The 19990-nt window shown below is 66.9% G+C and carries 23 protein-coding genes; 14 read left to right on the plus strand and 9 right to left on the minus strand.

Translation table 11 applies throughout. From position 1 onward, the window contains the following. Positions 1-8: 8 nt before the first annotated feature. The 6 genes from ACIIOY_RS01310 (at position 9) to ftsH (ending at position 4754) form a co-directional block, all read left to right on the plus strand. Positions 9-485, plus strand: coding sequence for an Hsp20 family protein (locus ACIIOY_RS01310; RefSeq protein WP_411032795.1), 477 nt, complete (start codon positions 9-11; stop codon positions 483-485). A 96-nt stretch (positions 486-581) separates the two neighbouring features. Further along, positions 582-1091, plus strand: coding sequence for an Hsp20/alpha crystallin family protein (locus ACIIOY_RS01315; protein WP_411032796.1), 510 nt, complete (start codon positions 582-584; stop codon positions 1089-1091). 74 nt (positions 1092-1165) lie between these two features. After that, on the plus strand, positions 1166-1927 hold the full coding sequence (locus ACIIOY_RS01320) for an NADH dehydrogenase ubiquinone Fe-S protein 4 (protein WP_411032797.1): 762 nt from the start codon (positions 1166-1168) through the stop codon (positions 1925-1927). A 9-nt stretch (positions 1928-1936) separates the two neighbouring features. Further along, positions 1937-2257 (plus strand): DNA-directed RNA polymerase subunit omega, encoded by a 321-nt coding sequence (locus ACIIOY_RS01325; protein WP_411032798.1) that lies wholly within the window; start codon positions 1937-1939, stop codon positions 2255-2257. Positions 2258-2290: 33 nt separating this feature from the next. After that, positions 2291-2656, plus strand: a complete 366-nt coding sequence (locus tag ACIIOY_RS01330) for an SPW repeat protein (protein WP_411032799.1) — start codon at positions 2291-2293, stop codon at positions 2654-2656. Between the two features lie 205 nt (positions 2657-2861). Further along, positions 2862-4754 (plus strand): ATP-dependent zinc metalloprotease FtsH, encoded by a 1893-nt coding sequence (gene ftsH, locus ACIIOY_RS01335; protein ID WP_411032800.1) that lies wholly within the window; start codon positions 2862-2864, stop codon positions 4752-4754. Positions 4755-4831: 77 nt separating this feature from the next. On the opposite strand, the gene ACIIOY_RS01340 is transcribed toward ftsH, so the two are convergent. The 4 genes from ACIIOY_RS01340 to ACIIOY_RS01355 form a co-directional block, all read right to left on the minus strand. Further along, a complete protein-coding gene (locus ACIIOY_RS01340) occupies positions 4832-6271 on the minus strand; it encodes a coniferyl aldehyde dehydrogenase (RefSeq protein WP_411032801.1) in 1440 nt (479 codons plus the stop codon). An 86-nt stretch (positions 6272-6357) separates the two neighbouring features. After that, on the minus strand, positions 6358-7194 hold the full coding sequence (locus ACIIOY_RS01345) for an alpha/beta fold hydrolase (protein ID WP_411032802.1): 837 nt from the start codon (positions 7192-7194) through the stop codon (positions 6358-6360). 77 nt (positions 7195-7271) lie between these two features. Further along, entirely contained in the window at positions 7272-8189 is a 918-nt protein-coding gene (locus ACIIOY_RS01350) for an acetoacetate decarboxylase family protein (RefSeq protein WP_411032803.1), read from the minus strand. 105 nt (positions 8190-8294) lie between these two features. Next, complete coding sequence (locus ACIIOY_RS01355; protein ID WP_411032804.1) at positions 8295-9533, minus strand: NADH:flavin oxidoreductase/NADH oxidase family protein; 1239 nt, start codon at positions 9531-9533, stop codon at positions 8295-8297. 85 nt (positions 9534-9618) lie between these two features. Here ACIIOY_RS01355 and ACIIOY_RS01360 point away from each other — a divergent pair, with 85 nt between their 5' ends. Continuing rightward, on the plus strand, positions 9619-10104 hold the full coding sequence (locus ACIIOY_RS01360; protein WP_411032805.1) for a MerR family transcriptional regulator: 486 nt from the start codon (positions 9619-9621) through the stop codon (positions 10102-10104). Between the two features lie 76 nt (positions 10105-10180). Further along, a complete protein-coding gene (locus ACIIOY_RS01365; RefSeq protein WP_411032806.1) occupies positions 10181-10579 on the plus strand; it encodes a topoisomerase DNA-binding C4 zinc finger domain-containing protein in 399 nt (132 codons plus the stop codon). A 48-nt stretch (positions 10580-10627) separates the two neighbouring features. Here ACIIOY_RS01365 and ACIIOY_RS01370 read toward each other — a convergent pair whose 3' ends face one another. Further along, positions 10628-11410 carry an SDR family oxidoreductase gene (locus ACIIOY_RS01370; protein WP_411032807.1) on the minus strand — a complete coding sequence of 261 codons (783 nt, stop codon included), beginning with the start codon at positions 11408-11410 and terminating at the stop codon, positions 10628-10630. Next, positions 11407-11733, minus strand: coding sequence for a nuclear transport factor 2 family protein (locus ACIIOY_RS01375; protein WP_411032808.1), 327 nt, complete (start codon positions 11731-11733; stop codon positions 11407-11409). Before ACIIOY_RS01375 ends, ACIIOY_RS01370 begins: the two co-directional genes overlap by 4 nt. Positions 11734-11787: 54 nt before the next feature. On the opposite strand from ACIIOY_RS01375, the gene ACIIOY_RS01380 reads away from it, so the two are divergent. Next, the gene (locus tag ACIIOY_RS01380) at positions 11788-12201 is read left to right on the plus strand and encodes a winged helix-turn-helix transcriptional regulator (RefSeq protein WP_411032809.1); all 414 of its coding nucleotides are present in this window, start codon (positions 11788-11790) and stop codon (positions 12199-12201) included. On the opposite strand, the gene ACIIOY_RS01385 is transcribed toward ACIIOY_RS01380, so the two are convergent. Beyond that, positions 12179-13006, minus strand: a complete 828-nt coding sequence (locus ACIIOY_RS01385; RefSeq protein ID WP_411032810.1) for an oxidoreductase — start codon at positions 13004-13006, stop codon at positions 12179-12181. The two genes, ACIIOY_RS01380 and ACIIOY_RS01385, sit on opposite strands and share 23 nt — an antisense overlap. Before the next feature lie 97 nt (positions 13007-13103). Here ACIIOY_RS01385 and ACIIOY_RS01390 point away from each other — a divergent pair, with 97 nt between their 5' ends. The 3 genes from ACIIOY_RS01390 (at position 13104) to ACIIOY_RS01400 (ending at position 15275) form a co-directional block, all read left to right on the plus strand. Continuing rightward, the gene (locus ACIIOY_RS01390) at positions 13104-14009 is read left to right on the plus strand and encodes an AraC family transcriptional regulator (RefSeq protein ID WP_411032811.1); all 906 of its coding nucleotides are present in this window, start codon (positions 13104-13106) and stop codon (positions 14007-14009) included. 65 nt (positions 14010-14074) lie between these two features. Beyond that, on the plus strand, positions 14075-14656 hold the full coding sequence (locus ACIIOY_RS01395; protein ID WP_411032812.1) for a TetR/AcrR family transcriptional regulator: 582 nt from the start codon (positions 14075-14077) through the stop codon (positions 14654-14656). A 106-nt stretch (positions 14657-14762) separates the two neighbouring features. Next, the gene (locus ACIIOY_RS01400) at positions 14763-15275 is read left to right on the plus strand and encodes a hypothetical protein (RefSeq protein WP_411032813.1); all 513 of its coding nucleotides are present in this window, start codon (positions 14763-14765) and stop codon (positions 15273-15275) included. A 15-nt stretch (positions 15276-15290) separates the two neighbouring features. On the opposite strand, the gene ACIIOY_RS01405 is transcribed toward ACIIOY_RS01400, so the two are convergent. Together ACIIOY_RS01405 and ACIIOY_RS01410 are read right to left on the minus strand one after the other, a co-directional pair. After that, positions 15291-15479: a hypothetical protein gene (locus tag ACIIOY_RS01405; protein WP_411032814.1), complete on the minus strand. Its 189-nt coding sequence runs from the start codon at positions 15477-15479 to the stop codon at positions 15291-15293. A gap of 336 nt (positions 15480-15815) precedes the next feature. Beyond that, positions 15816-17138, minus strand: coding sequence for an LLM class flavin-dependent oxidoreductase (locus tag ACIIOY_RS01410; protein ID WP_411032815.1), 1323 nt, complete (start codon positions 17136-17138; stop codon positions 15816-15818). A 339-nt stretch (positions 17139-17477) separates the two neighbouring features. Here ACIIOY_RS01410 and ACIIOY_RS01415 point away from each other — a divergent pair, with 339 nt between their 5' ends. Together ACIIOY_RS01415 and ACIIOY_RS01420 are read left to right on the plus strand one after the other, a co-directional pair. Then, positions 17478-18950 carry a sugar ABC transporter ATP-binding protein gene (locus tag ACIIOY_RS01415; protein ID WP_411032816.1) on the plus strand — a complete coding sequence of 491 codons (1473 nt, stop codon included), beginning with the start codon at positions 17478-17480 and terminating at the stop codon, positions 18948-18950. Beyond that, on the plus strand, positions 18947-19981 hold the full coding sequence (locus ACIIOY_RS01420) for an ABC transporter permease (protein ID WP_411032817.1): 1035 nt from the start codon (positions 18947-18949) through the stop codon (positions 19979-19981). Before ACIIOY_RS01415 ends, ACIIOY_RS01420 begins: the two co-directional genes overlap by 4 nt. Positions 19982-19990: the final 9 nt, after the last annotated feature.

A 19990-nucleotide genomic window follows, 5' to 3' on the forward strand; every position in this document is an offset into this window, starting at 1 on the left:
ATGTGGCTATGAGAACCACTTTCGATTTTTCTCCCCTGTTCCGGTCGAGCATCGGTTTCGACCGGATGCTGAACGCGCTCGAAGCCGCAAGCCGCGTCGAGACGATCGACAACTGGCCTCCCTACGACATCGCCAAGTCCGGTGAGGACGACTACCGCATCACCATGGCGGTGGCCGGCTTCAGCCAGGACGATCTGACCATCACCCAGGACCGGAACATGCTGGTGGTGTCCGGCCAGAAGGCGGGCGAGGACGATGGCCAGTATCTGCACCGCGGCATCGCCGGACGCGCTTTCCAGCGCCGCTTCGAGTTGGCCGACCATGTGAAGGTCGTGGGCGCGAGCCTCGTCAACGGTCTGCTGACGATCGACCTCAAGCGTGAGATTCCCGAGGAAATGAAGCCGCGCAGGATCGAGATTGCGACCGGCGAGGCGCTGCCGAAGCCCGAGACGAAGCAGATCGAGTCCGCGAAGCAGGCCGCCTGAGGCCTCCCGCGAGCGTATTTCGCGCACGGCGCCGGACGATGTGTCCGGCGCCGCCGGGAAAGCATTGCCAATCGAACGAACGAAAGGAGAGAAACAATGAGTGTCCGTGATCTGATCCCCTGGCGCCGCAACGACGGCAACCAGGTTCCGACCATCTTCCGCGATGACGACCGCGATCCGTTCCTCTCGCTGCACCGCGAGGTGAACCGGCTGTTCGACGACGTCTTCCGCGGCTTCGGCTCCGGCTTCCCGTCCCTCGGCCGCGCTTCCGCCTTCGGCGGCGGCTGGCCGAGCGTCGAGATCTCCGACACGCAGAAGGAGGTCAAGGTGACGGCCGAGATCCCCGGCCTCGAAGAGAAGGACATCGAGGTCCTGCTCGACGACGGCGTGCTGACGCTGAAGGGCGAGAAGCGCTCCGAGACGGAGGACAAGGACAAGCAGTTCTCCGAACGGTTCTACGGGCGCTTCGAGCGGCGCATCCCGCTCGGATACGAGGTCAAGGAAGACCAGGTCGACGCCAGCTTCAGGAACGGCGTTCTGACCGTGACGCTGCCCAAGAGCGAGAAGGCGCAGTCGCAGGTCAAGCGCATCGCCATCAAGAGCTGACGCATGGCAGGCGCCGGCGGCGGGCCATCCGGCCGCCGCCGGCGGCATCCTTCGCCAAGCGGGAGGGATGAACGATGGAGACGACAAGACAGGTCAACAGAACAACCAGAATACCGATCCGCCTGGGGCGGCCGTCCAACGACAACCGGCAAAAGCCCCTTTCGACGGGACGCTCGGTTTTCCCGGACGACGCGATCGCGCGCATCTGCAGGCCGTCCCGCCCGGTGACGACGTCCGGCACGGCACGCGCGAGGGGCTGGCGCCTCGTCTTCGAGCGGCGCGCCGCGCCCTTCATCGAGCCGCTGATGGGCTATACGGGCGGCCGCGACACGCTGACCCAGGTCGAGCTGAATTTTCCGACATTGGAATCGGCCGTCCGCTACGCCGAACGGCAGGGCCTGACCTATGTCATCGAGGCCCCGGCCGGGCGGACCGCCACCGACCGCAGCCGGCCCGTCGATGAGAAGCCCGCGCGGGCCGGGCGGTCGATGCATGCCTTCTGCGATGCGACGCTCGACCGGCTCGGACTTGCCGCTTTTCGGGAGAGCTACGGCCGCGCCCTCGACGGCGCGGCGAACCGCAACGATCCCCAGGGCCCGGAAGGCTGGGCCACGCCCATGGGCGTGATCCGGGATCCGTCGCTGACGCTGGAGGCCAGGCGTTCGATCCTGATGAACTGGGCCTGGACGGAATACCTGATCGACCAGGCGACCAATGAGGGCATGCCTGAGAACGACCGGCCGTCACGCCTCGACGAGGTCGAGCAGGCGCTGCTCGCGCTCGAACGCGAGGTAGCGGGCGGCCGGGATGATTCAGGCACGCGAGAGGCGGCATGAGGTGCAGCGATGGACCCGCATCTCGTTTTCGACTGCCAGAAGGTTCTGCCCAACCGGTTCGCGTTGACGCTTGCAGCGGCCGCGCGCAGCAGGGCGCTCGCCCGGGGCGCCGAGCCGAGGCTCGACACGGACGACCGCAGTGCAAGCGAGCTTGCGCTGCATGAGATCGCAGCATGCGCGTTCTGCGAGCATGAACTCGAACCGTTTCTGCCCGGAGCGGACGGAAGGCGTTCTCTGCCTCCTCCCGATCCGGATTCCAGGCTTTGCGGCGGCGGTTGCGGAAGCGCCGCCGCCGCCCCCGCCTCCCGTGCGCGGGAGACGGTTCATTGATGACGCAAGCAAACCGACAAGGAGGAATGAACGATGCTGAAGTCTCTGTCTTCAGACAACCGGACGGCCTTCGATATCGTCAATATCGTCGCCGGTCTCGGTCTTCTGCTGTCACCCTGGTATCTCGGCTATGCGGCCGAAACCTATGCCGCATGGAATGCCTGGATCGTCGGCGCTGCCGTGACGCTGATCGCGGTTGCCGCGCTCTATGCGTTCCATCGGGTTGAGGAATGGGCCAACGTCGCGCTCGGCCTGTGGGCGGTGATCGCACCCTGGGCGCTGGGCTTCTCGGCCGCCGCCGCAGCGACGTGGGTCCACGTGATTGCCGGCCTCGTCGTCGCGGCCCTCGCCGCAGTCAGCCTGTGGCTCGGCAGCGACCGGCCGTATTCAGCGGCATGACGTCATGCCCGGCCCGGCCCCGTGCCGGGCCATTTTCGCGCCTTCCCGCCCGGCCTCGGGCGGACGGAGGCACCAGCCGGCCGTCGGTCTCTTCCGTGGCAGATTTACGCAGCGCGATCACGGACCGGCGCGCTATACTGGCGCTGGACCTGAACCGTGACGGCAGCCGTCATTTTCCGGTCGTGAGGCAAATGGAGCGGCAACCATGGAGATGAACAAGAAAACGCAGTTCAACATCTGGTACTGGATCGCCGCCTTCTTCCTCCTGATGGCGTTCCAGTATTTCTTCACCACCGCCACCCAGGTGGCGCAGATTCCCTACAGCCAGTTCGAGACCTACCTTGACGAGGGCAGGATAGCGGAGGTGGCGGTATCGGACCGCTTCATCCAGGGAACCTTCAAGCAGCCGGTCGACGGCCGGCCGATGTTCATCACCACCCGCGTCGAGCCCGACCTCGCACGTCAGCTTCAGGAGCGCGGCGTGGTCGTCACCGGGCAGATCGAAAGCACCTTCCTGCGCGACCTGCTGTCCTGGGTCGTGCCCGTCCTCCTTATCGTCGGCATCTGGATGTTCGCGCTGAAGCGCATGGGCGGCGGCATCGGCGGCGGGCTCATGCAGATCGGCAAGTCGAAGGCGAAGGTCTACGTCCAGTCCGACACCGGCGTCACCTTCAAGGACGTCGCCGGCGTCGACGAGGCCAAGGACGAGTTGAAGGAGATTGTCGACTTCCTCAAGGATCCGCAAGGCTACGGCCGGCTGGGCGGGCGCATGCCAAAGGGCGTGCTGCTGGTCGGCCCGCCGGGCACCGGCAAGACGCTGCTGGCAAGGGCCGTGGCGGGCGAGGCCGGTGTGCCGTTCTTCTCCATCTCAGGCTCCGAGTTCGTGGAAATGTTCGTCGGCGTCGGCGCAGCGCGCGTGCGCGACCTCTTCGAGCAGGCCCGGGCCAAGGCGCCGGCCATCATCTTCATCGACGAGCTGGACGCGCTCGGCCGCGCCCGCGGCATCGGCCCGATGGCCGGCGGCCACGACGAGAAGGAGCAGACGCTCAACCAGCTCCTTGTCGAACTGGACGGCTTCGATCCCTCGACCGGCCTCGTGCTGCTCGCCGCCACGAACCGGCCGGAAATCCTCGACCCGGCGCTGCTGCGCGCCGGCCGCTTCGACCGGCAGGTTCTCGTCGACCGGCCGGACAGAAAGGGCCGCGTGCAGATCCTGAACGTGCACCTGAAGAAGGCGAAGCTCGCGCCGGACGTCGAGCCGGAAAAGATCGCGGCGCTGACCCCCGGCTTCACGGGGGCGGACCTCGCCAATCTCGTCAACGAGGCGACGCTGCTCGCCACCCGCCGCAAGGCCGACGCGGTGACGATGGAGGATTTCAACAATGCGGTGGAGCGCATCGTGGCGGGTCTCGAAAAGCGCAACCGGCTGCTCAACTCGAAGGAGCGCGAGATCGTCGCCTATCACGAGATGGGGCACGCGCTGGTGGCGATGGCGCTGCCGGGCGTCGATCCGGTCCACAAGGTCTCGATCATCCCGCGCGGTATCGGCGCGCTGGGCTACACCATCCAGCGGCCGACGGAGGACCGTTTCCTGATGACGCTGGAGGAGCTGGAGAACAAGATGGCGGTGCTCCTCGGCGGCCGCGCGGCGGAAAAGATCGTGTTCGGCCATCTGTCCACCGGCGCCGCGGACGACCTCGCCAAGGTCACCGACATCGCCCGTGCCATCGTCACGCGCTACGGCATGTCGGAGAGGCTCGGCCATATCGCACTGGAGAAGGACCGGCGCTCGTTCCTCGCCACCGACCAGCCCTACTATGGCCCGCAGGAACGCACCTATTCCGACGAGACGGCCGCCGCCGTCGACAAGGAGGTGCGCCGGATCGTCGACGAGACGTTCGAGCGGACCGTCGGCCTGCTGGCGGAACGCCGGGACGTGCTCGAGCGCACCGCCCGCCGCCTGCTGGAGAAGGAGACCCTGGACGAACGGGAAATCCGGCAGCTCGTCGGCGAGCCGGAAGGTTCGGCCGCCCCGGGCGAAGCCGCGCAGGCAGCATCCCGCCCGGCCGTATCGGCCCTGGATCATTCGAGGACGTGACCTCGATGCCTCGCCGGGTCCGCCGGAGCGGCGGACATCCGGCCGACCGCCGGCCTGCCGCCCGCATTTGGCTGCCCTCACCTCCCCGATGGGCCCAGCGTCACCCTGAGGGCGAAATCCACGAGCCTGCCGAAGGGCGCGCGCAGCAGGCCGGGCAGGTTCCAGCGGCCCTGGACGAACACGCCCTTCGCGTGGCTCATGGCGCGGAACCCCTCGATGCCGTGATAGGCGCCCATGCCGCTCGGGCCGATGCCGCCGAACGGCAGGTCGTCCTGCGCCACATGGATCATCGTGTTGTTGATGCCGGCATTGCCGGACGTGGTGAGCCTCAGCAGCTTCGCGCGGTCGGCGCCCTCGCCGCCGAAATAGTAAAGCGCCAGCGGGCGGGGCCGCGCGTTCACATGGCCGATGGCCTCGTCGATCGTGCGATAGGTCCGCACCGGCAGGAGCGGACCGAAAATCTCCTCCTGCATGATCGCGGCTTCGTCGCCCGCGCCGACGACGAGCGTGGGCGCAAGCGTACGCGGCCTTGCGGCGGCGGTCTCCGGCCGTATCCCGGCCTCGACGACCCGCGCGCCGCGGGCTCTCGCATCCTCGATGAGGCCCTTGAGGCGGTCGTAGTGGCGGTCGTTGACGATCGAGGTGTAGTCGGGACTGTCCGGCCCATCGGGATAGGCGCGCGCCACGGCCGCGTCGTACAGTTTGACGAAGGCTTCGAGGTCGTCCTCGTGCACCAGCGCATAATCCGGTGCGACGCAGGTCTGCCCGGCGTTCGAAAGCTTGCCGAAGACGATGCTGCCCATCGTCCGGTCGTCGACATGGCCGCGCTCGACGATGACCGGGCTCTTGCCGCCGAGCTCCAGCGTCACCGGCACGAGATTGTCGCTCGCCGCCTTCATGACCTTGCGGCCGACCGCCGTGCTGCCGGTGAAGAGCAGGTGATCGAAGGGCAGCCCGCTGAAAGCGGCGCCGACCTCGGGGCCGCCGAGCACGACGGCGACCTCCTCCGGCGCAAAGACGGCCTCCAGCATGCGGCGGATCACCTCGCTGGTTCGCGGCGTCAGCTCCGAGGGCTTCAGCATGGCGCGGTTGCCCGCCGCAATCGCGGTGGCGAGCGGAATGATCGTCAGGGAGAACGGATAGTTCCACGGCGCCATCACCCCGACGACGCCCTTGGGCTGATAGTCCACATAGGCCCGGCCGGCCCGGTAGAAGAGGCCGACATGCCGGCGCTCGGGCTTCATGAACCGGCGCAGGTTGCGCGCAAGGTAGTCGATCGACTGGATGACGCCGAAGAGCTCCATGAGGTCGGTCTCATGGCGGGAGCGGTGGCCGAAATCCGCGCTGATCGCCTCCTGGATCGCTGCCCTGTGCGCAAGAACGGCGGCGCGCAGCCTGGCCAGCCGGTCCTTGCGGTCGCGGAAGGACGGCGGCCCGTCCTTCAGGAAGGCGCTGCGCTGGCGATCGAGGACTTCGGCCATATCGGCGTTTTGATCGGGCTGCACGTGGAGGGTCATGGCATCTCACGAAGGCGTTGGGCACCGGGCGGCGCTTGCAGGATAGCATGGCGGTGCGCCGGGCCCTTCGGCCCGGCGCGCGGAAATCATCCGCGAATGAACGCCAGGAGGTCGGCATTGATCACGTCGGCATTCACCGTGTGCATGCCGTGCGAGAAGCCCGGATAGATCTTCAGCGTGCTGTTGGCGAGCAGCTTGTCCTGAAGGATGGCGGCGTTCTCGTAGGGGACGACCTGGTCGTCATCGCCCTGCAGGACGAGCGTCGGCACGGTGATGGCCTTCAGGTCTTCCGTCTGGTCGGTTTCGGAAAAGGCCTTGATGCCTTCGTAATGGGCCTTGGCGCTGCCCATCATGCCCTGGCGCCACCAGTTCTGGATGATCCCCTGCGAGACCTCGGCGCCGGGGCGGTTGTAGCCGTAGAAGGGGCCGGACGGCACGTCGAGATAGAACTGCGCGCGGTTGGCCGCCAGCGAAGCCCGGAAACCGTCGAACACGTCGATCGGCGTGCCGCCGGGATTGTCGCCGGTCTTGACCATCAGCGGCGGAACGGCGCTGACGAGGACCGCCTTGGCGACCCGGCCCTGGGGCTGGCCGTATTTCGCCACATAGCGGGCAACCTGGCCGCCGCCGGTGGAATGGCCGACATGGACGGCATTCTTCAGGTCGAGGTGCTCGACCACCGCCGAGGCATCGGCCGCGTAGTGGTCCATGTCGTGGCCCTCGCTCACCTGGCTCGACCGGCCATGGCCACGCCGGTCATGCGCGACGACGCGGAACCCCTCGGCCAGGAAGAACAGCATCTGCGCGTCCCAGTCGTCGGCGCTGAGGGGCCACCCGTGGTGGAAAACGATGGGTTGCGCGTCCTTCGGGCCCCAATCCTTGAAGAAGATGTTGGTCCCGTCCTGTGTCGTTACGAACGTCATGGTCTCGTCTCCCTTTCGTGTGTTGAAAGATCTGTTTTCAACCTTTGCCGTGATGGCGAAGGAGGCTGCATGCCCCGTCACCCCGGGGCAGGATCGAACGCCTTCAGCCGCGTCGGCATGTTCAGGACGAGTTGCGCGTCCTTGACGACATCGAGGCGCAGAATGGTGGAAACGCCGAGCCCGCCGAGGAGTTCACTCATCGGTCCGCCGCCGCGCGTGAGGCTCACATCCCGCGGGAGCAGCTTCTGGGCGAAGGAAAGGGTGTTGCTCTCAACGACGGTCTGGTGCCACTCCCCGTCGATCCTGTGGATCATCGTGTTCCTGCCCATGCGGGATTGCGGGGGGACGGTGCGCAGGGCCGGAAGCGGCGCGCGCAGCGTCAGGTCCGGTTTTCCATCGCCGGCAGCGATACTGGCCCGAACGTCCGGGCCGATGCCGACATCGATATCGGCCAGCCACTTGGGCAGCTGGTAGCCGTAGACCCCGCGCACCCGCGCGATCTCCGTCGTGACCGGCAGCGCCAGGACATGCGCGAAGAAGCTCCGGCGCCTGATAGAACCGAGCAGCTCCGGAAGGTGCGGGCCCCGCGCGCCCGGCCGGCGGACGACCACCGCGATGGAGACCTCGTCGTAGGGGTCGTTGTCGCAGACCGCATAGGAAAAGAAGGTCAGCGCCACCAGGCCGTATCCGGGAAAGGCCCGCAGCGGCTCGAGCGGCGGCGGCAGCGTCGCACGCAGCCGGTCGGCCGGCGCGAGGAACAGGAGCTGGACGCTGCTGCTGCGGTAGTAGAAGTTCGGCGCCCACGCCGGGCCTACCCTCGACGCGACCTTCTGCTTGGGGATGCGGCGGAAGAAGTCGATGTTTCCGGCCGCGGGATCGCGCGCCACCTCGTCGAGGTCGGGGTTCATCCGGAAGCGGTCATAGTAGCCTCCGGCGGGGACGCTGACCTTCTGGCCACCGAACTCCACCTCGGCGAATCGGTCATGCTCATGCATATGCTGCGCCCTCACTGACTGGCGGATGACCATCGACGGTCATCATGGTAAGGTTAAACCCGACTTTAAGGTCAAGCATCGAAATCGACCCACGGCGTCGCGCGCTCATGCGGCCGCCGCCCGCGTCCCCATCCAGCGGCGATAGCGGCGGGCACGGCGTTTCGCGTCCAGCTGCGACAGGATCAGCGCCCAGACCGGGGAGACGCCAGGCGCCGTGCGTCGCCGGTCGCTGAGGCGCGCCAGCTGATAGCGGACGGCCGCCATATGGGCCGACGAGGCCACCGGCTTGTTCTTCCAGGTGATCGGCTTCAGCGCCGGCGCGTCGTTCCGGCCCTGCTTCCAGCGGCGGGGCAGGTCCGGCTCGATCGCCAGCGCCGTGGCCATGCCCGCCATCGCGACGCCGCTCTCGATCACCTTTTCCGCGACCTCGCGGCGACGGATGCCGCCCGTCACCATGAGCGGCATGGTGGCGACCCTGGCGATGTCGCGGGCGAAATCGAGGAAATAGGCCTCGCGCGCCAGCGTGCGCTCGTCGCGTGCCGCCCCCATCATCGCCGGCGCCTCGTAGCTGCCGCCGGACAATTCGACGAGGTCGACGCCGAGCGGCGCCAGCATGGCGACCACGGCCTGTGCATCCTCGGGCGAGAAGCCGCCGCGCTGGAAATCGGCCGAGTTGAGCTTGACCGCGACCGCAAAGCCCGGCGTGACGGCGGCCCTTATGCCGCGCACGATGTCGAGCAGCAGCCGTGCCCGGTTCTCCAGGCTTCCGCCCCAGCGGTCCTGCCGGCGGTTGGTGAGCGGCGAGAGGAACTGGCTGAGGAGATAGCCATGCGCCGCATGGACCTCGACGCCGGTGAAGCCTGCGCGCTCGGCAAGAACGGCGGTCTCGACGAAACGGCGCTCGACATCGGCGATGTCGGCCGCCGTCATCGCGCGCGGCACGGCAAACCGCTTCGACTGCGCCCCGAGATCGAGAGGAATCGCGGAGGGAGCAATGGTCTCCTGGCCGAGCCCGGCCGGCATCTGCCTGCCGGGGTGGTTGATCTGCATCCAGACCTGCCCGCCCTTTGCGCGCGAGGCCTCCGCCCAGGCCCGGAAGCGGTCGAGGTGGCGCCCGTCCTCCAGCACCACGCCGCCGGGGCCGGTCATGGCGCGGGCATCGACCATGACGTTCCCGGTGATGATCAGGCCCGCCTCGCCTTCGGCCCAGGCGCGGTAGATGCGGATCAGCCCCTCGGAGGGCGCATGGTCATCGTCGGCCATGTTCTCTTCCATCGCGGCCTTGGCGATGCGGTTCGGGATAGTCGCGCCGTTGGGCAGCGCCAGCGGGGAAAACAGGGTCATGGGAGGTCTCCAAATTAGATTTGGACAAACCATAACGTTTAAGCTAACTTTAGGGTCAAGCGGTCTTTTGAAGGAATTTTTGCAGATGAATATCGGCGAACTGGCAAAGCGCACGGGGCTGACGAACTCGCGCATCCGCTTCTATGAAAGCGCAGGGCTCCTGAAGACGGTCGACCGCCGGCCGAACGGCTACCGGACCTATCCGCCGGAGGCGGTGCTCGTGCTCGAACTGATCACCACCGCGCAGGCCGCCGGCTTCAGCCTCGATGAGATCCGCACCCTGCTGCCGCCCGATCTGGATCGTTGGGACCATGGCACCCTGGTCGAGGCGCTCCGCCGCAAGGTGGCGGATATCGAGGCGCTGGAGGCCCGGCTGGCCCAGAGCAAGGCGCAGCTCGTCGCGCTCCTCAAGGACATAGAGGCAAAGCCCGGCGACATGGACTGCGCCGCCAATGCGCGCCGGGTTCTCTCCCGCATGCTTGGCAAGGAGCTGGAGAGCCCGACCCTGGAGGCCGACGATACGAGGCTTCTCGGCAAGACGAGCCGCCGGCGCTCCGCCAAAACGGGCTAGGCGGATGAGGACGCTTGCATTTGTGGAGTGTGAATGCGGTTGCGGCCACCGGGCGCGGCTGGATCGCGGCGACGTCATGGCGCACACGCGAACCGAGCTCGACCTTGCCTCCGCCGTCGCGCTCGTCGAGAAGCTGCGGTGCTCGCAATGCCGGCAGCTGGTGAAGCGGCTCTACGACGACAAGGGCCGGCTGGTCTACGACCGCGACAACATCGTCAGGTGCGCGGCGTGCGATGCCGTCATCCCGCTTTCGCGCATTGCCGCAGCCCCCGGAACGCGGCTCTGCCTGGCCTGCGCGCGCGACGGCGAGGCCCCGCCGGTCGCCCCGCCCCACCCGACGCCGCCGTCCTCCCAGCGCAAATGCCCGCGATGCGGCGGCGCCACGGTCATGCGCCAGAACGAGCAGGACCGCTCCTGGTTCGTGGGCTGCCAGTCCTTTCCGCAATGCCGGTGGACGGCGGAGGTTGAAACATAACCGCTGCCGCCCGCAGCGCCGCCGAGCATGCCGCGACAGGTCCTCCCGTCACGAAGTCGGTATCGTGCCGCCGTCCATGACGAATTCCGTGCCCGTCGCCGCGCCGGCGCGCGGGGAGGCGACGAAGGCGACGAGATCGGCAACCTCCGCCGGCCTGGCGGGTCGGCCGAGCGGAATGCCGCCGAGGGAATTCATGATGATCCGCTTGCCGCCCTCATAGTCGGTGCCCTCCTGTTCGGCGAGGCGCGCGGCCATCGCCACCGCGGCCTCGGTCTCCACCCAGCCGGGAGAAACCCTAACCACACGCACTCCCTTCGGCGCGACCTCCTTCGACAGGCTCTTGCTGTAGGTCGAAAGGGCGGCCTTCGCCGCCGCATAGGCGGTCGTGGATTCGGGAAGCGGCAAGCGGCTCTGGATCGAGGTGACATGCACGACCACGCCCGCGCCTTGGGCGATCATTCCCGGCAGGAGCGCGCGGTCGATGCGGACGGCCGGCATGAGGTTCCAGCTCAGCTCCCTCATCCATTCCGCATCGTCCAGCGCCGCGAACCCGCCGCCGGGCGCAGACGAACCGCCCACCACATGCACGATGATGTCCGCGCCGCCGAGACGACCGACGACGCCTGAGGCCACATCGGCGCAGCCTTCGGCCGTTGTGAGATCGGCGGCGATGAAGTGAACGTCCGCCACGGAATCCGCCGGCACGGCGCGCGCGGTCGTCACCACGCGCGCACCGGCCTCGCGCAGCGCCTCGACCACGGCCGCGCCGATGCCCTTCGTTCCGCCCGTCACCAGGGCGCGCTTGCCCCTCAAGCCGAGATCGAAGCTCATGGCGCAATCTCCAGCCGCGCGATCTTCCCGCCGTCCAGAACGAACGCATAGCGCAGATCGACCGGACTGCCGGGGAAGTCCCCCGAGACATGCGCCGTCACCACGGTTTGATCGCCTTCCTTGGCGACCGCAACGGGATCGGCGGTGTAGCGGAACTTCGCGGACGCTTCGCCCTTCCATCGGCGGATGGCATCGCGGCCCCTGTGGGTCCGGCGCTCGTCCGTGACGACGGCGTTTTCGGTGAAGCAAAGGGCGACGGCATCGCCATCGTTCTGATCGGCGGCGAAATAGGCCGCGACCGGTTCCGGCAGGGTGATCGGCATAACGGTTCTCCGATTTGTGTTGTCTCGGGGCATAAATCGCCCTACCCTGCACAAATGACAAGAACGGACAAAAAAGTAAGGTACTCACCTGAAGGTAAGCAATCCCGGGGCCATACGCGCGAGACGGCGGCCGAAGGCGTCGAAAACGTGCTGAAGCTGCTCGAAGGCCGGTGGAAGCTGATCATCCTGTTCCACCTGTTCGGCGGCAACGTCATGCGGTTCTCCGACCTCGAGCGGGCGATACCGGCCGTGTCGCAGAAGATGCTGATCCAGCAGCTTCGCCAGATGGAGAGCGACGGCATCGTGCGCCGTATCGTCCACCACCAGGTGCCGCCCAAGGTGGAATATTGCCTGACGGAATGGGGCCAGGCATTGTGCCCGGCGCTCGATGCGCTGCTGGCCTGGGCCGCACGGCGGGAGGAAGCGGTCCGCCCGCCCGCCGCCGTCACCCGTCGGTCGAAACGGTAACGGATTTCCATGCCTCGATCTCCTGCTCGAGGCGTTCGATCCTCTCCGACACAAGCCGGAGAGCGTCGCTGCCGAGCAGGAGCTGCGGCGGAGGGTCATCGGAATCGATCAGGTCCAGGACGGCTGCCGCGAGCCGGTCGGGATCGCCAAGCTGCTTGCCGCTTTTGGCCTGCCGCGCCTGCCGGATGGGATCGAACAGCGCATCGTAGTCCGGGATAGAACGCCCGGTCCTGACCATCGAGCGCCCGGCCCAGTCCGTCCGGAAGGAGCCGGGGCATAGCGCCGTCACATGCACGCCGAACGGCGCCATCTCCGCGCGCATGACCTCGGAAATGCCCTGGAGGGCGAACTTGCTTCCGCAGTAATAGGCGATGCCGGGCATCGTGATCATGCCGCCCATCGAGGTCACGTTCACGATGAAGCCGCGGCGCCTCTCGCGGAAGCGCGGCAGGAAGGCCTTGGCGACCGCGACTGCGCCGAAGACGTTCACGTCGAACTGGCGCCGCATCTCTTCGAGGGGCGATTCCTCAAGGATCCCCTCGTGGCCGTAGCCGGCATTGTTGATCAGCACATCGACCGGGCCATGATCCTCCTCGGCCTTCCGGACGACCTCGGCTATCCGCTCGAATTCCGTCACGTCGCACAGGACCGGGTGCACCGCCGGCAGGCGTTCCGCCAGATCGGCCCGCGACCGCTGCGAGCGGACGGTGCCGACGACCTTGTGGCCCTTGCGGCTTGCGGCCGCCGCGATTGCGAAGCCGAAGCCGGAATTCGCGCCGGTGATGAAGAAGGTCCTGGATGGCATGCTGGCGTTCTCCTGTTGATCGCTCGATGCCTTTGACCGATACTATTCAGGCAGGCAGGCATCGATTGCCGAAACTCTGAATTTCTTGCCAGATCCTATGAACAGGAAAAAAGAACCGCCGAAGCGCCGCGAGCTCGTGGAACTGGCCGGCCATCTCGCTCCCCGTCCGGGATACAATCCGACGCCGCTTCCTGGCGTGCGCATCCTCAGGACCGAGGCGGTGCTTCACGACGTTCCCGTGCTCTACAAGCCGGGCGCGGTTTTCGTCTTGCAGGGCCGCAAGCGGGGCATGCTTGAAGGCGAGGTCTACCTCTATGACGAGGAGCACTATCTGGCCGTGTCGGTGCCGGTTCCGTTCCGGATGGAATCCGTGGCGAGCCCCGAACGCCCCCTTCTTGCCGTCTATGTCGAGTTCGACATGCGGCTGGCCGCCGAAATCGTGGAGCAAGCAGGCGCCCGCGAGGTCTCCGGCAGGGTCAAAAGCCTGGTGTCGAGCAGAATGGAGCCGGCCATCGAGGATGTCGTGCTGAGGCTGCTGCGCACGCTGCACGATCCTGTCGAGCTTGCGGTCCTGGGCGCCGGCATCCTGCGCGAGCTGCATTACCGGGTGCTGGTCGGCCCGCAAGGCGGCGCGATGATCGCGGCCCTGCAACAGCGCGGGCCTTCGGGGAGGATCGTGCAAAGCATCGCCCGGCTGCGCGAGAATTACGGTTCGCCGATCTCGGTCGCCGCTCTGGCGAGCGAAGCGGGCATGAGCGTCCCCTCCTACCACGTCCATTTCAAGGCTTTGACCGGCAGCACGCCGATACAATACGTGAAGGCCATGCGGCTCCACGAGGCACGGCTGATGATCGCGCGCCGGGACAGGACGATCGCCGAGGTCGCGGCATCGATCGGCTATGCCAGCCCCGCCCAGTTCAGCCGCGACTTCAAGCGGCACTTCCGGCGCACGGCTTCCGAAGAGGCCGAATGGGTCCGCCGGCATCTCGGCGAGATTGCCTGAGCGCCCTCTCCCCAGCCCGGCTCCACGCCCTTGACGATCTTCCTACTAGAAGGTAGACAGACGTCATGAGCAATCTTTCGACGACTTCCGAAGAAATCCTGGCTTCGGCGCAAAAGCTGATCGTGGCCGGCGGCTATAATGGATTCAGCTATGCGGACATCGCAGCCGTGGTGGGAATACGCAAGGCCAGCATCCATCACCATTTCCCGAGCAAGGCGGATCTGGTGCGGACGCTTGTGCTGCGTTACCGCGAAAATGCCGAAGCCGGGATGGCCGAGCTCGAGCGCAACGTGCCCGAACCGTTCGAGCTCATTCAGGCTTACACGGGCCATTGGGCCAGGTGCATCGAAGATGCAAGCTTGCCGTTCTGCGTATGCGCAATGCTGGCCAGCGAGCTTCCGGCGCTTCCGAACGAAGTGGCCGCGGAGGTGCGGGCATTCTTTCGGTCTCTCTCGACATGGCTGGCGTCCGTCATGGAACGCGGCCAGCAGCGAGGCTCCTTGACCGTTTCCGGTTCGGCACGGGTGGAGGCGGAAGCGTTCATGGCGACTGTCCATGGCGCGATGCTATCGGCCCGCGCTTACGGAACGCCTGCTGTCTTCGCCACCATCCTCGGCCCGACCCTGCAGAGACTGAAACCGCAGTGACTCCAGCGCCGGGCGCCTGAACCGCGCCGAGCAAGGCTTGCTCACTGCACCACGAAAACCTACCGATTAGTAGGTAGATAACACTCTCGACACAACGGAGATCAAGATGTTTGGAATCTCGCCGCTCGGCTGGGTACATACGCTCGGCAGCTTGCCCGCCATTCCGCTGGCCATCTACATGTTTGCGCGTCACGGAAGGATCGTCCCACGGTCGGCGCCCGGCCTCGCTTATTTCGTCTCGATGATGATCGGCGCGGTCACGGTGTTCCTCGTCGCGCATCAGCCGGTGAGCTATGGGGTTGGTGCGGCAACGATCCTGCTGCTGCTCGCCGGATACGGCGTCGGTCTCATTCCGAGCCTCGGGCGTGCGGGCACCTATATCGAGACGGTCTTCCTCAGCCTGACGGCGTTCCTGCTGATGTTGCCGACCGTCACCGAAATCCTGCGCCGGGTTCCGGACGGCCATCCCTTCGTCACCGATCTGAACTCGCCGCTTCTCCTCGGCGCGCAAGCCGGTCTCCTCGTCATCCTCATCGTCGGCCTGACTTTCCAGATCGTCCATCTGCGCAGGCAAGGCAGGCTCGCCGCATCCGCCTCGCCCGCCGGCAATACCCGATGAATGCCCGCTCGCCCGTCAGGCCGCCAGTCTTTCGCCCGACGACAGGTGGGAACGGACCGCGCTGTTGAGCTGGCCGAGCGTCGCAAACCGGCGCTGGTCGAGCTCGAAGACGTGGAACTTGACGGCGATGAAGCGCAGCAGCCCCTCCTCGGGCACCGCGATGCCGACGGGCACGCCCGCATATTCAATAACTTGCTTGCTCATGACGTCGCACTTCGAATCCTGTTGCCGAAACGCCCGCAGCGGGCTCAAGAATCACATTCAGCGCAAAACGAAGGGCAACACGACTGGCTGGAAGCACCGCGGATGTCGACCACGGGCGTCAAAGCGGAATGGCTCATCCTGTCTGCTCCGTCTCATCCGGGTTAATAGCCTATAATTTTTATATACTATTTCCCCTTCCCGACCTCAACCGAAATTCGCTGGGGATTAGAAGAAAAAACCAACTCAACTGCCTACATCGGACTAAGAAGAAAAATATTTCCCGTATCGGGGCAATCTTCGCATGCTGATTCAGTTTCGGCGCCGGGTTCCGGCCTGTCATGCGAAGAACCGGTTGCCCGGCCGCGGCAGGCCCAGGTGATCGCGCAGCGTCGTGCCTTCATAATCCTTCCTGAAAAGGCCTCGACGCTGGAGCTCCGGCACGAGCTTCCCCACGACATCGTCGAGGCCCTGCGGCAAATAGGGGAACACGACGTTGAATCCGTCGGAGCCCTCCCCGTCCAGCCATGCCGCCATTTCGTCGGCGACGGTTTGCGCCGTTCCGACAAAGGCAAGGCCGGCATATCCGCCGTAACGCTGCGCCAGTTGCCGGACGGTCAGCCCTTCCTCCTCGGCGAGCTTCAAGACCTGCGCCCGGCTCGATTTGCTGGCATTCGTCTCTGGGATGGCAGGCAGAGGCGCATCGGGATCGAAAGCCGACACGTCGTGCCCGAGCGCGATGGACAGCGATGCGATCGCGCTTTCATAGTGCACCAGGCTGTCGAGCTTGAAGCGCTTGGCGCGTGCCTCCTCGATCGTATCCCCGATGACAACGAACGCTGCCGGCAGGATCTTGAGGCTGTCTCGCGGGCGGCCGAGGGCGGCGAGCCGGCCCTTGATGTCGGCGTAAAGGGCCTTGCCGGCAGCCAGATCGCGCGGCGAACAGAAGACGGCTTCGGCCGTCTCCGCCGCCAGCTGCCTGCCGGGCTCGGACTGGCCGGCCTGCACGATGACTGGCCATCCCTGAGGCGGCCGGGCGATGTTGAGCGGCCCGCGCACCTTGATCTGCGGGCCCTTATGGTTAAGGACATGCAGGCGCTCGGGGTCGAAGAAGATTCCGCTTTCGACGTCCCTTATGAAGGCGTCGTCGGCAAAGCTGTCCCACAGGCCCGTCACCACGTCGAAGAACTCGCGCGCCCGCACATAGCGCTCGCCATGCTCCAGATGATCGTCCAGCCCGAAGTTTCGGGCCGCGTCCGGGTTGGCGGTGGTGACGATGTTCCATCCGGCCCGGCCGCCGCTGATGTGATCGAGCGAGGCGAAGCGGCGGGCGATATGATAGGGCTGGTCGAAGGTCGTCGATGCCGTCGCCACGAGACCGATGCGCTCCGTGACCGCCGCGAGCGCCGACAGGAGCGTGAAGGGCTCGAACGAGGTGACGGTATGGCTGCGGCGCAGCGCCTCGACCGGCATGTTCAGCACGGCGAGATGATCCGCCATGAAGAACGCGTCGAACTTCGCCGCTTCCAGCCTCAGCGCGAAGGACTTCAGATGGCGGAAATTGAAGTTCGCGTCCGGATAGGAACCCGGATAGCGCCATGCGCCGGTGTGAAGGCTGACCGGCCGCATGAAGGCCCCCAGATGCAGTTGCTTCTTCGGCATATCCTACCTCGCGGACAATTCCGCCCGTGCCAGAGCATTTCCGGCCGAAGCGGGCATCGCCGCCGCCGTAATCGAACCGCAAGGACCGGCCACCCTGGCTATCGACGGCCAGCGTAGCGTTCGCGGCCCTCAAAGACAGAAATTCTATCTTTTTTGCGTATTTCAAAGCGGAATACTGTTCCCCTCTTGCTTGAGTGGGCCGCCCTTTGAGACCGCCCGTCCCGGCGGCCTCCTCAGGAATAATTTTCTTTTCCCGGCCGGCACTTCGCAAAGCCGGTGCTTGTGACGCGGCGTCCGACACAAGCAAATAGGTGCAAGATCGCAAGCCGGCCAACACCCATGCCCCTGCTCGAAGCTCAAGCCCTTTCCCGATCGTTCGGATCGACGCGGGCGCTTGTCGATATGTCCCTGACCATCGACAGCGGCGAGATCGTGGCGCTGATGGGCGCCAACGGCGCGGGCAAATCGACCTTCGTCAAGATCCTGTCGGGCATCCTGACGGCCGATTCCGGCTCCGTGACGTTCAAGGGGCGTCCCTATATCGCGGCGACACCCTCCGAAGCCGCCGCCGGCGGCATCGTGACGGTGCACCAGTCGACGGATCTCGTCGGAATCCCGGGGCTCACCGTCGGCGATGCCTTGCTGCTCAACCGCTTCGTCGACCCGCGCCGGCCCTTTTTCGTTTCCCGCGCCAGCGTACGCCGGGAGGCAGAGGCGATGCTGCGCGAGGCGGGCTTCGAGCTGCCGGTCGAGCGCGACTTCGCCGAGCTGTCCGCGGCCGATCGCCAGCTCGTCGCCATCGCCCGGGCGCTCGCCAACAAGGCGGAGCTCCTCATCCTCGACGAACCGACGGCAAGCCTGTCCGCCGTCGAGTCGCGCAGGCTCTACGGCACCCTGCGCGAGCTGAAGAGCCGCGGCATCGCCATCCTCTACATCTCCCACCGCACGGCCGATCTCGAAGCGCTGGCCGACCGGGTTGCCGTGCTGCGCGGGGGGCGCATCGTGCAGACGTTCGGCCGCCCGGTCGACTTCACGGCGGCGATCGAGACGATGATCGGCCGCCCGCTCGCCTCGGCCCGCCCGGATGCGCGGCGCGGCGAAGGCGGGCCCGTCCTGGAGCTTTCCGGCGCCCGGCTGCTTGCCGGCAGCGAGCCGTTCGACCTGGCCTTGCGGCGCGGCGAGGTCGTCGCGATCACCGGCGTGCTCGGGGCCGGCAAGAGCCGGCTCTTGTCGGCGATCTTCGGCCACGGCCGGCTCGCGGGCGGCACGATGCGTCTGGAAGGCCGGCCCTATGCGCCTTCCAGCCCGCGCGAGGCGATCGAGGCCGGCGTCGCGATGGCCGGCGAGGACCGGCACCGCGCCTCCCTGATGCCGGGGGGCTGGCCCGGCGAATCCATCGCCGCGACGATCAGCCTGCCGCATCTTTCCCGCTGGTATCCTTCCGGCCTCGTCGGGCGGCGCAAGGAGCGCGCCCGGGCGGAGGATGCGATCGCAAGGCTCGGCATCAGGGCGTCCGGTCCGGCCGCGTCCGTCTGGACCCTGTCCGGCGGCAACCAGCAGAAGGTCGTGCTCGCCCGCTGGGAAGTCGAGCCCGGCAAGGTGCTCCTGCTCGACGAACCGTTCCAGGGCGTCGACGTCGGCGCGCGCCACGACATCATCGGCGCCATCCGCAGCCGCACCGACCGCGCGACCCTGATCGCCACCTCCGATCCGGAAGAGGCGATCGAGGTCGCGGACCGCGTGCTCGTCATGGACCGCCACACCATCCGCGGCGGCATGGCGCCGGAACGCAAAGAGGATCTCGCATCATGACACCGGCACGGGACGACACCGCGGCGGGGACCGGCGGGACGGCACGCGGCGAAACCCTGCGCGAGGCGCTGCGCGCCGGCGCCGTCTTCATCCTGCTCCTCTCGATGGTGATCGGCTTCACCATCGCCCAGCCGGCCTTCATCAACATCAACAACCTGATGAGCATCCTCCAGGCCGTCTCGGTCGTCGCCGTATTGGGCGCCGGCGTGACCGTTACGCTCGCCGTCGGCGGATTCGACCTGTCGATCGGGGCCGTCGCGGCCTCGGGCGTCATGGCCGCGAGCTACATCATGATCGTGTGGGGGCTCGGCGCCTTCGCAACCGTTCCCCTCGTCCTGCTGTTCGGCGCCGCCGTCGGCCTCGCCAACGCCTTCCTGATCGTTCGCCTCAAGGTGCCGGACCTGCTGGCGACACTCGCGATGATGTTCCTGCTGACCGGGCTTCAGCTGATCCCGACGGCCGGCCGGTCGATCTCGCCGGGCCTGATCCTGCCGGACGGCTCGACCGCAACGGGCCGGTACGATCCGCTCTTCCTGCTGATCGGCCGCTCCAGCCTGTTCGGCGTCGTGCCGGTGCCCGTCCTGATCATGGCGGCCGTCGCGATCGTGCTCTTCGTCCTGACCGAGCGCACGCGCATCGGACGCCTGCTCTTCGCGACGGGCGGCAACGAGCTGGCGACGCGGCTCGCAGGCGGCCCGACGGACCGGCTGAAGGCCCTCGCCTACGTCATATCCGGCACGCTCGCCGCGCTCGGCGGCATCATCGTCGCCGCCCGCGTCGGCCGCGGCGACGTCTCGTCGGGCGCCTCGCTGCTGATGGATTCCGTTGCGGCCGCCCTCATCGGCTTCGCCGTGCTCGGCCTGCGCCGGCCCAACGTCTTCGGCACCGTCGTCGGCGCGGTCTTCGTCGGCGTGCTGCTCAACGGCCTCACCATGCTGAACGCGCCCTACTACACGCAGGATTTCGTGAAGGGCGCCGTGCTCGTCGGTGCGCTCGCCCTTACCTACGGCGTGGCGCGGACGCGCCGATGATCTTTCGCC

The organism is Shinella agrisoli, assembly GCF_046557955.1.
GTDB lineage: Bacteria > Pseudomonadota > Alphaproteobacteria > Rhizobiales > Rhizobiaceae > Shinella.

Excerpts from the sequence above, each read along its gene's own strand:
- ACIIOY_RS01315 (WP_411032796.1), top strand. The coding sequence starts at position 582 with ATGAGTGTCCGTGATCTGATCCCCTGGCGCCGCAACGACGGCAACCAG.
- ACIIOY_RS01400 (WP_411032813.1), top strand. The coding sequence starts at position 14,763 with ATGTTTGGAATCTCGCCGCTCGGCTGGGTACATACGCTCGGCAGCTTG.
- ACIIOY_RS01375 (WP_411032808.1), bottom strand. The coding sequence starts at position 11,733 with ATGCCGATCACCCTGCCGGAACCGGTCGCGGCCTATTTCGCCGCCGAT.
- ACIIOY_RS01330 (WP_411032799.1), top strand. The coding sequence starts at position 2,291 with ATGCTGAAGTCTCTGTCTTCAGACAACCGGACGGCCTTCGATATCGTC.
- ftsH (WP_411032800.1), top strand. The coding sequence starts at position 2,862 with ATGGAGATGAACAAGAAAACGCAGTTCAACATCTGGTACTGGATCGCC.
- ACIIOY_RS01365 (WP_411032806.1), top strand. The coding sequence starts at position 10,181 with ATGGCGCACACGCGAACCGAGCTCGACCTTGCCTCCGCCGTCGCGCTC.
- ACIIOY_RS01340 (WP_411032801.1), bottom strand. The coding sequence starts at position 6,271 with ATGACCCTCCACGTGCAGCCCGATCAAAACGCCGATATGGCCGAAGTC.
- ACIIOY_RS01320 (WP_411032797.1), top strand. The coding sequence starts at position 1,166 with ATGGAGACGACAAGACAGGTCAACAGAACAACCAGAATACCGATCCGC.
- ACIIOY_RS01415 (WP_411032816.1), top strand. The coding sequence starts at position 17,478 with ATGCCCCTGCTCGAAGCTCAAGCCCTTTCCCGATCGTTCGGATCGACG.
- ACIIOY_RS01385 (WP_411032810.1), bottom strand. The coding sequence starts at position 13,006 with ATGCCATCCAGGACCTTCTTCATCACCGGCGCGAATTCCGGCTTCGGC.
- ACIIOY_RS01380 (WP_411032809.1), top strand. The coding sequence starts at position 11,788 with ATGACAAGAACGGACAAAAAAGTAAGGTACTCACCTGAAGGTAAGCAA.
- ACIIOY_RS01420 (WP_411032817.1), top strand. The coding sequence starts at position 18,947 with ATGACACCGGCACGGGACGACACCGCGGCGGGGACCGGCGGGACGGCA.
- ACIIOY_RS01395 (WP_411032812.1), top strand. The coding sequence starts at position 14,075 with ATGAGCAATCTTTCGACGACTTCCGAAGAAATCCTGGCTTCGGCGCAA.
- ACIIOY_RS01390 (WP_411032811.1), top strand. The coding sequence starts at position 13,104 with ATGAACAGGAAAAAAGAACCGCCGAAGCGCCGCGAGCTCGTGGAACTG.
- ACIIOY_RS01370 (WP_411032807.1), bottom strand. The coding sequence starts at position 11,410 with ATGAGCTTCGATCTCGGCTTGAGGGGCAAGCGCGCCCTGGTGACGGGC.
- ACIIOY_RS01360 (WP_411032805.1), top strand. The coding sequence starts at position 9,619 with ATGAATATCGGCGAACTGGCAAAGCGCACGGGGCTGACGAACTCGCGC.
- ACIIOY_RS01405 (WP_411032814.1), bottom strand. The coding sequence starts at position 15,479 with ATGAGCAAGCAAGTTATTGAATATGCGGGCGTGCCCGTCGGCATCGCG.
- ACIIOY_RS01310 (WP_411032795.1), top strand. The coding sequence starts at position 9 with ATGAGAACCACTTTCGATTTTTCTCCCCTGTTCCGGTCGAGCATCGGT.
- ACIIOY_RS01350 (WP_411032803.1), bottom strand. The coding sequence starts at position 8,189 with ATGCATGAGCATGACCGATTCGCCGAGGTGGAGTTCGGTGGCCAGAAG.
- ACIIOY_RS01345 (WP_411032802.1), bottom strand. The coding sequence starts at position 7,194 with ATGACGTTCGTAACGACACAGGACGGGACCAACATCTTCTTCAAGGAT.
- ACIIOY_RS01410 (WP_411032815.1), bottom strand. The coding sequence starts at position 17,138 with ATGCCGAAGAAGCAACTGCATCTGGGGGCCTTCATGCGGCCGGTCAGC.
- ACIIOY_RS01325 (WP_411032798.1), top strand. The coding sequence starts at position 1,937 with ATGGACCCGCATCTCGTTTTCGACTGCCAGAAGGTTCTGCCCAACCGG.
- ACIIOY_RS01355 (WP_411032804.1), bottom strand. The coding sequence starts at position 9,533 with ATGACCCTGTTTTCCCCGCTGGCGCTGCCCAACGGCGCGACTATCCCG.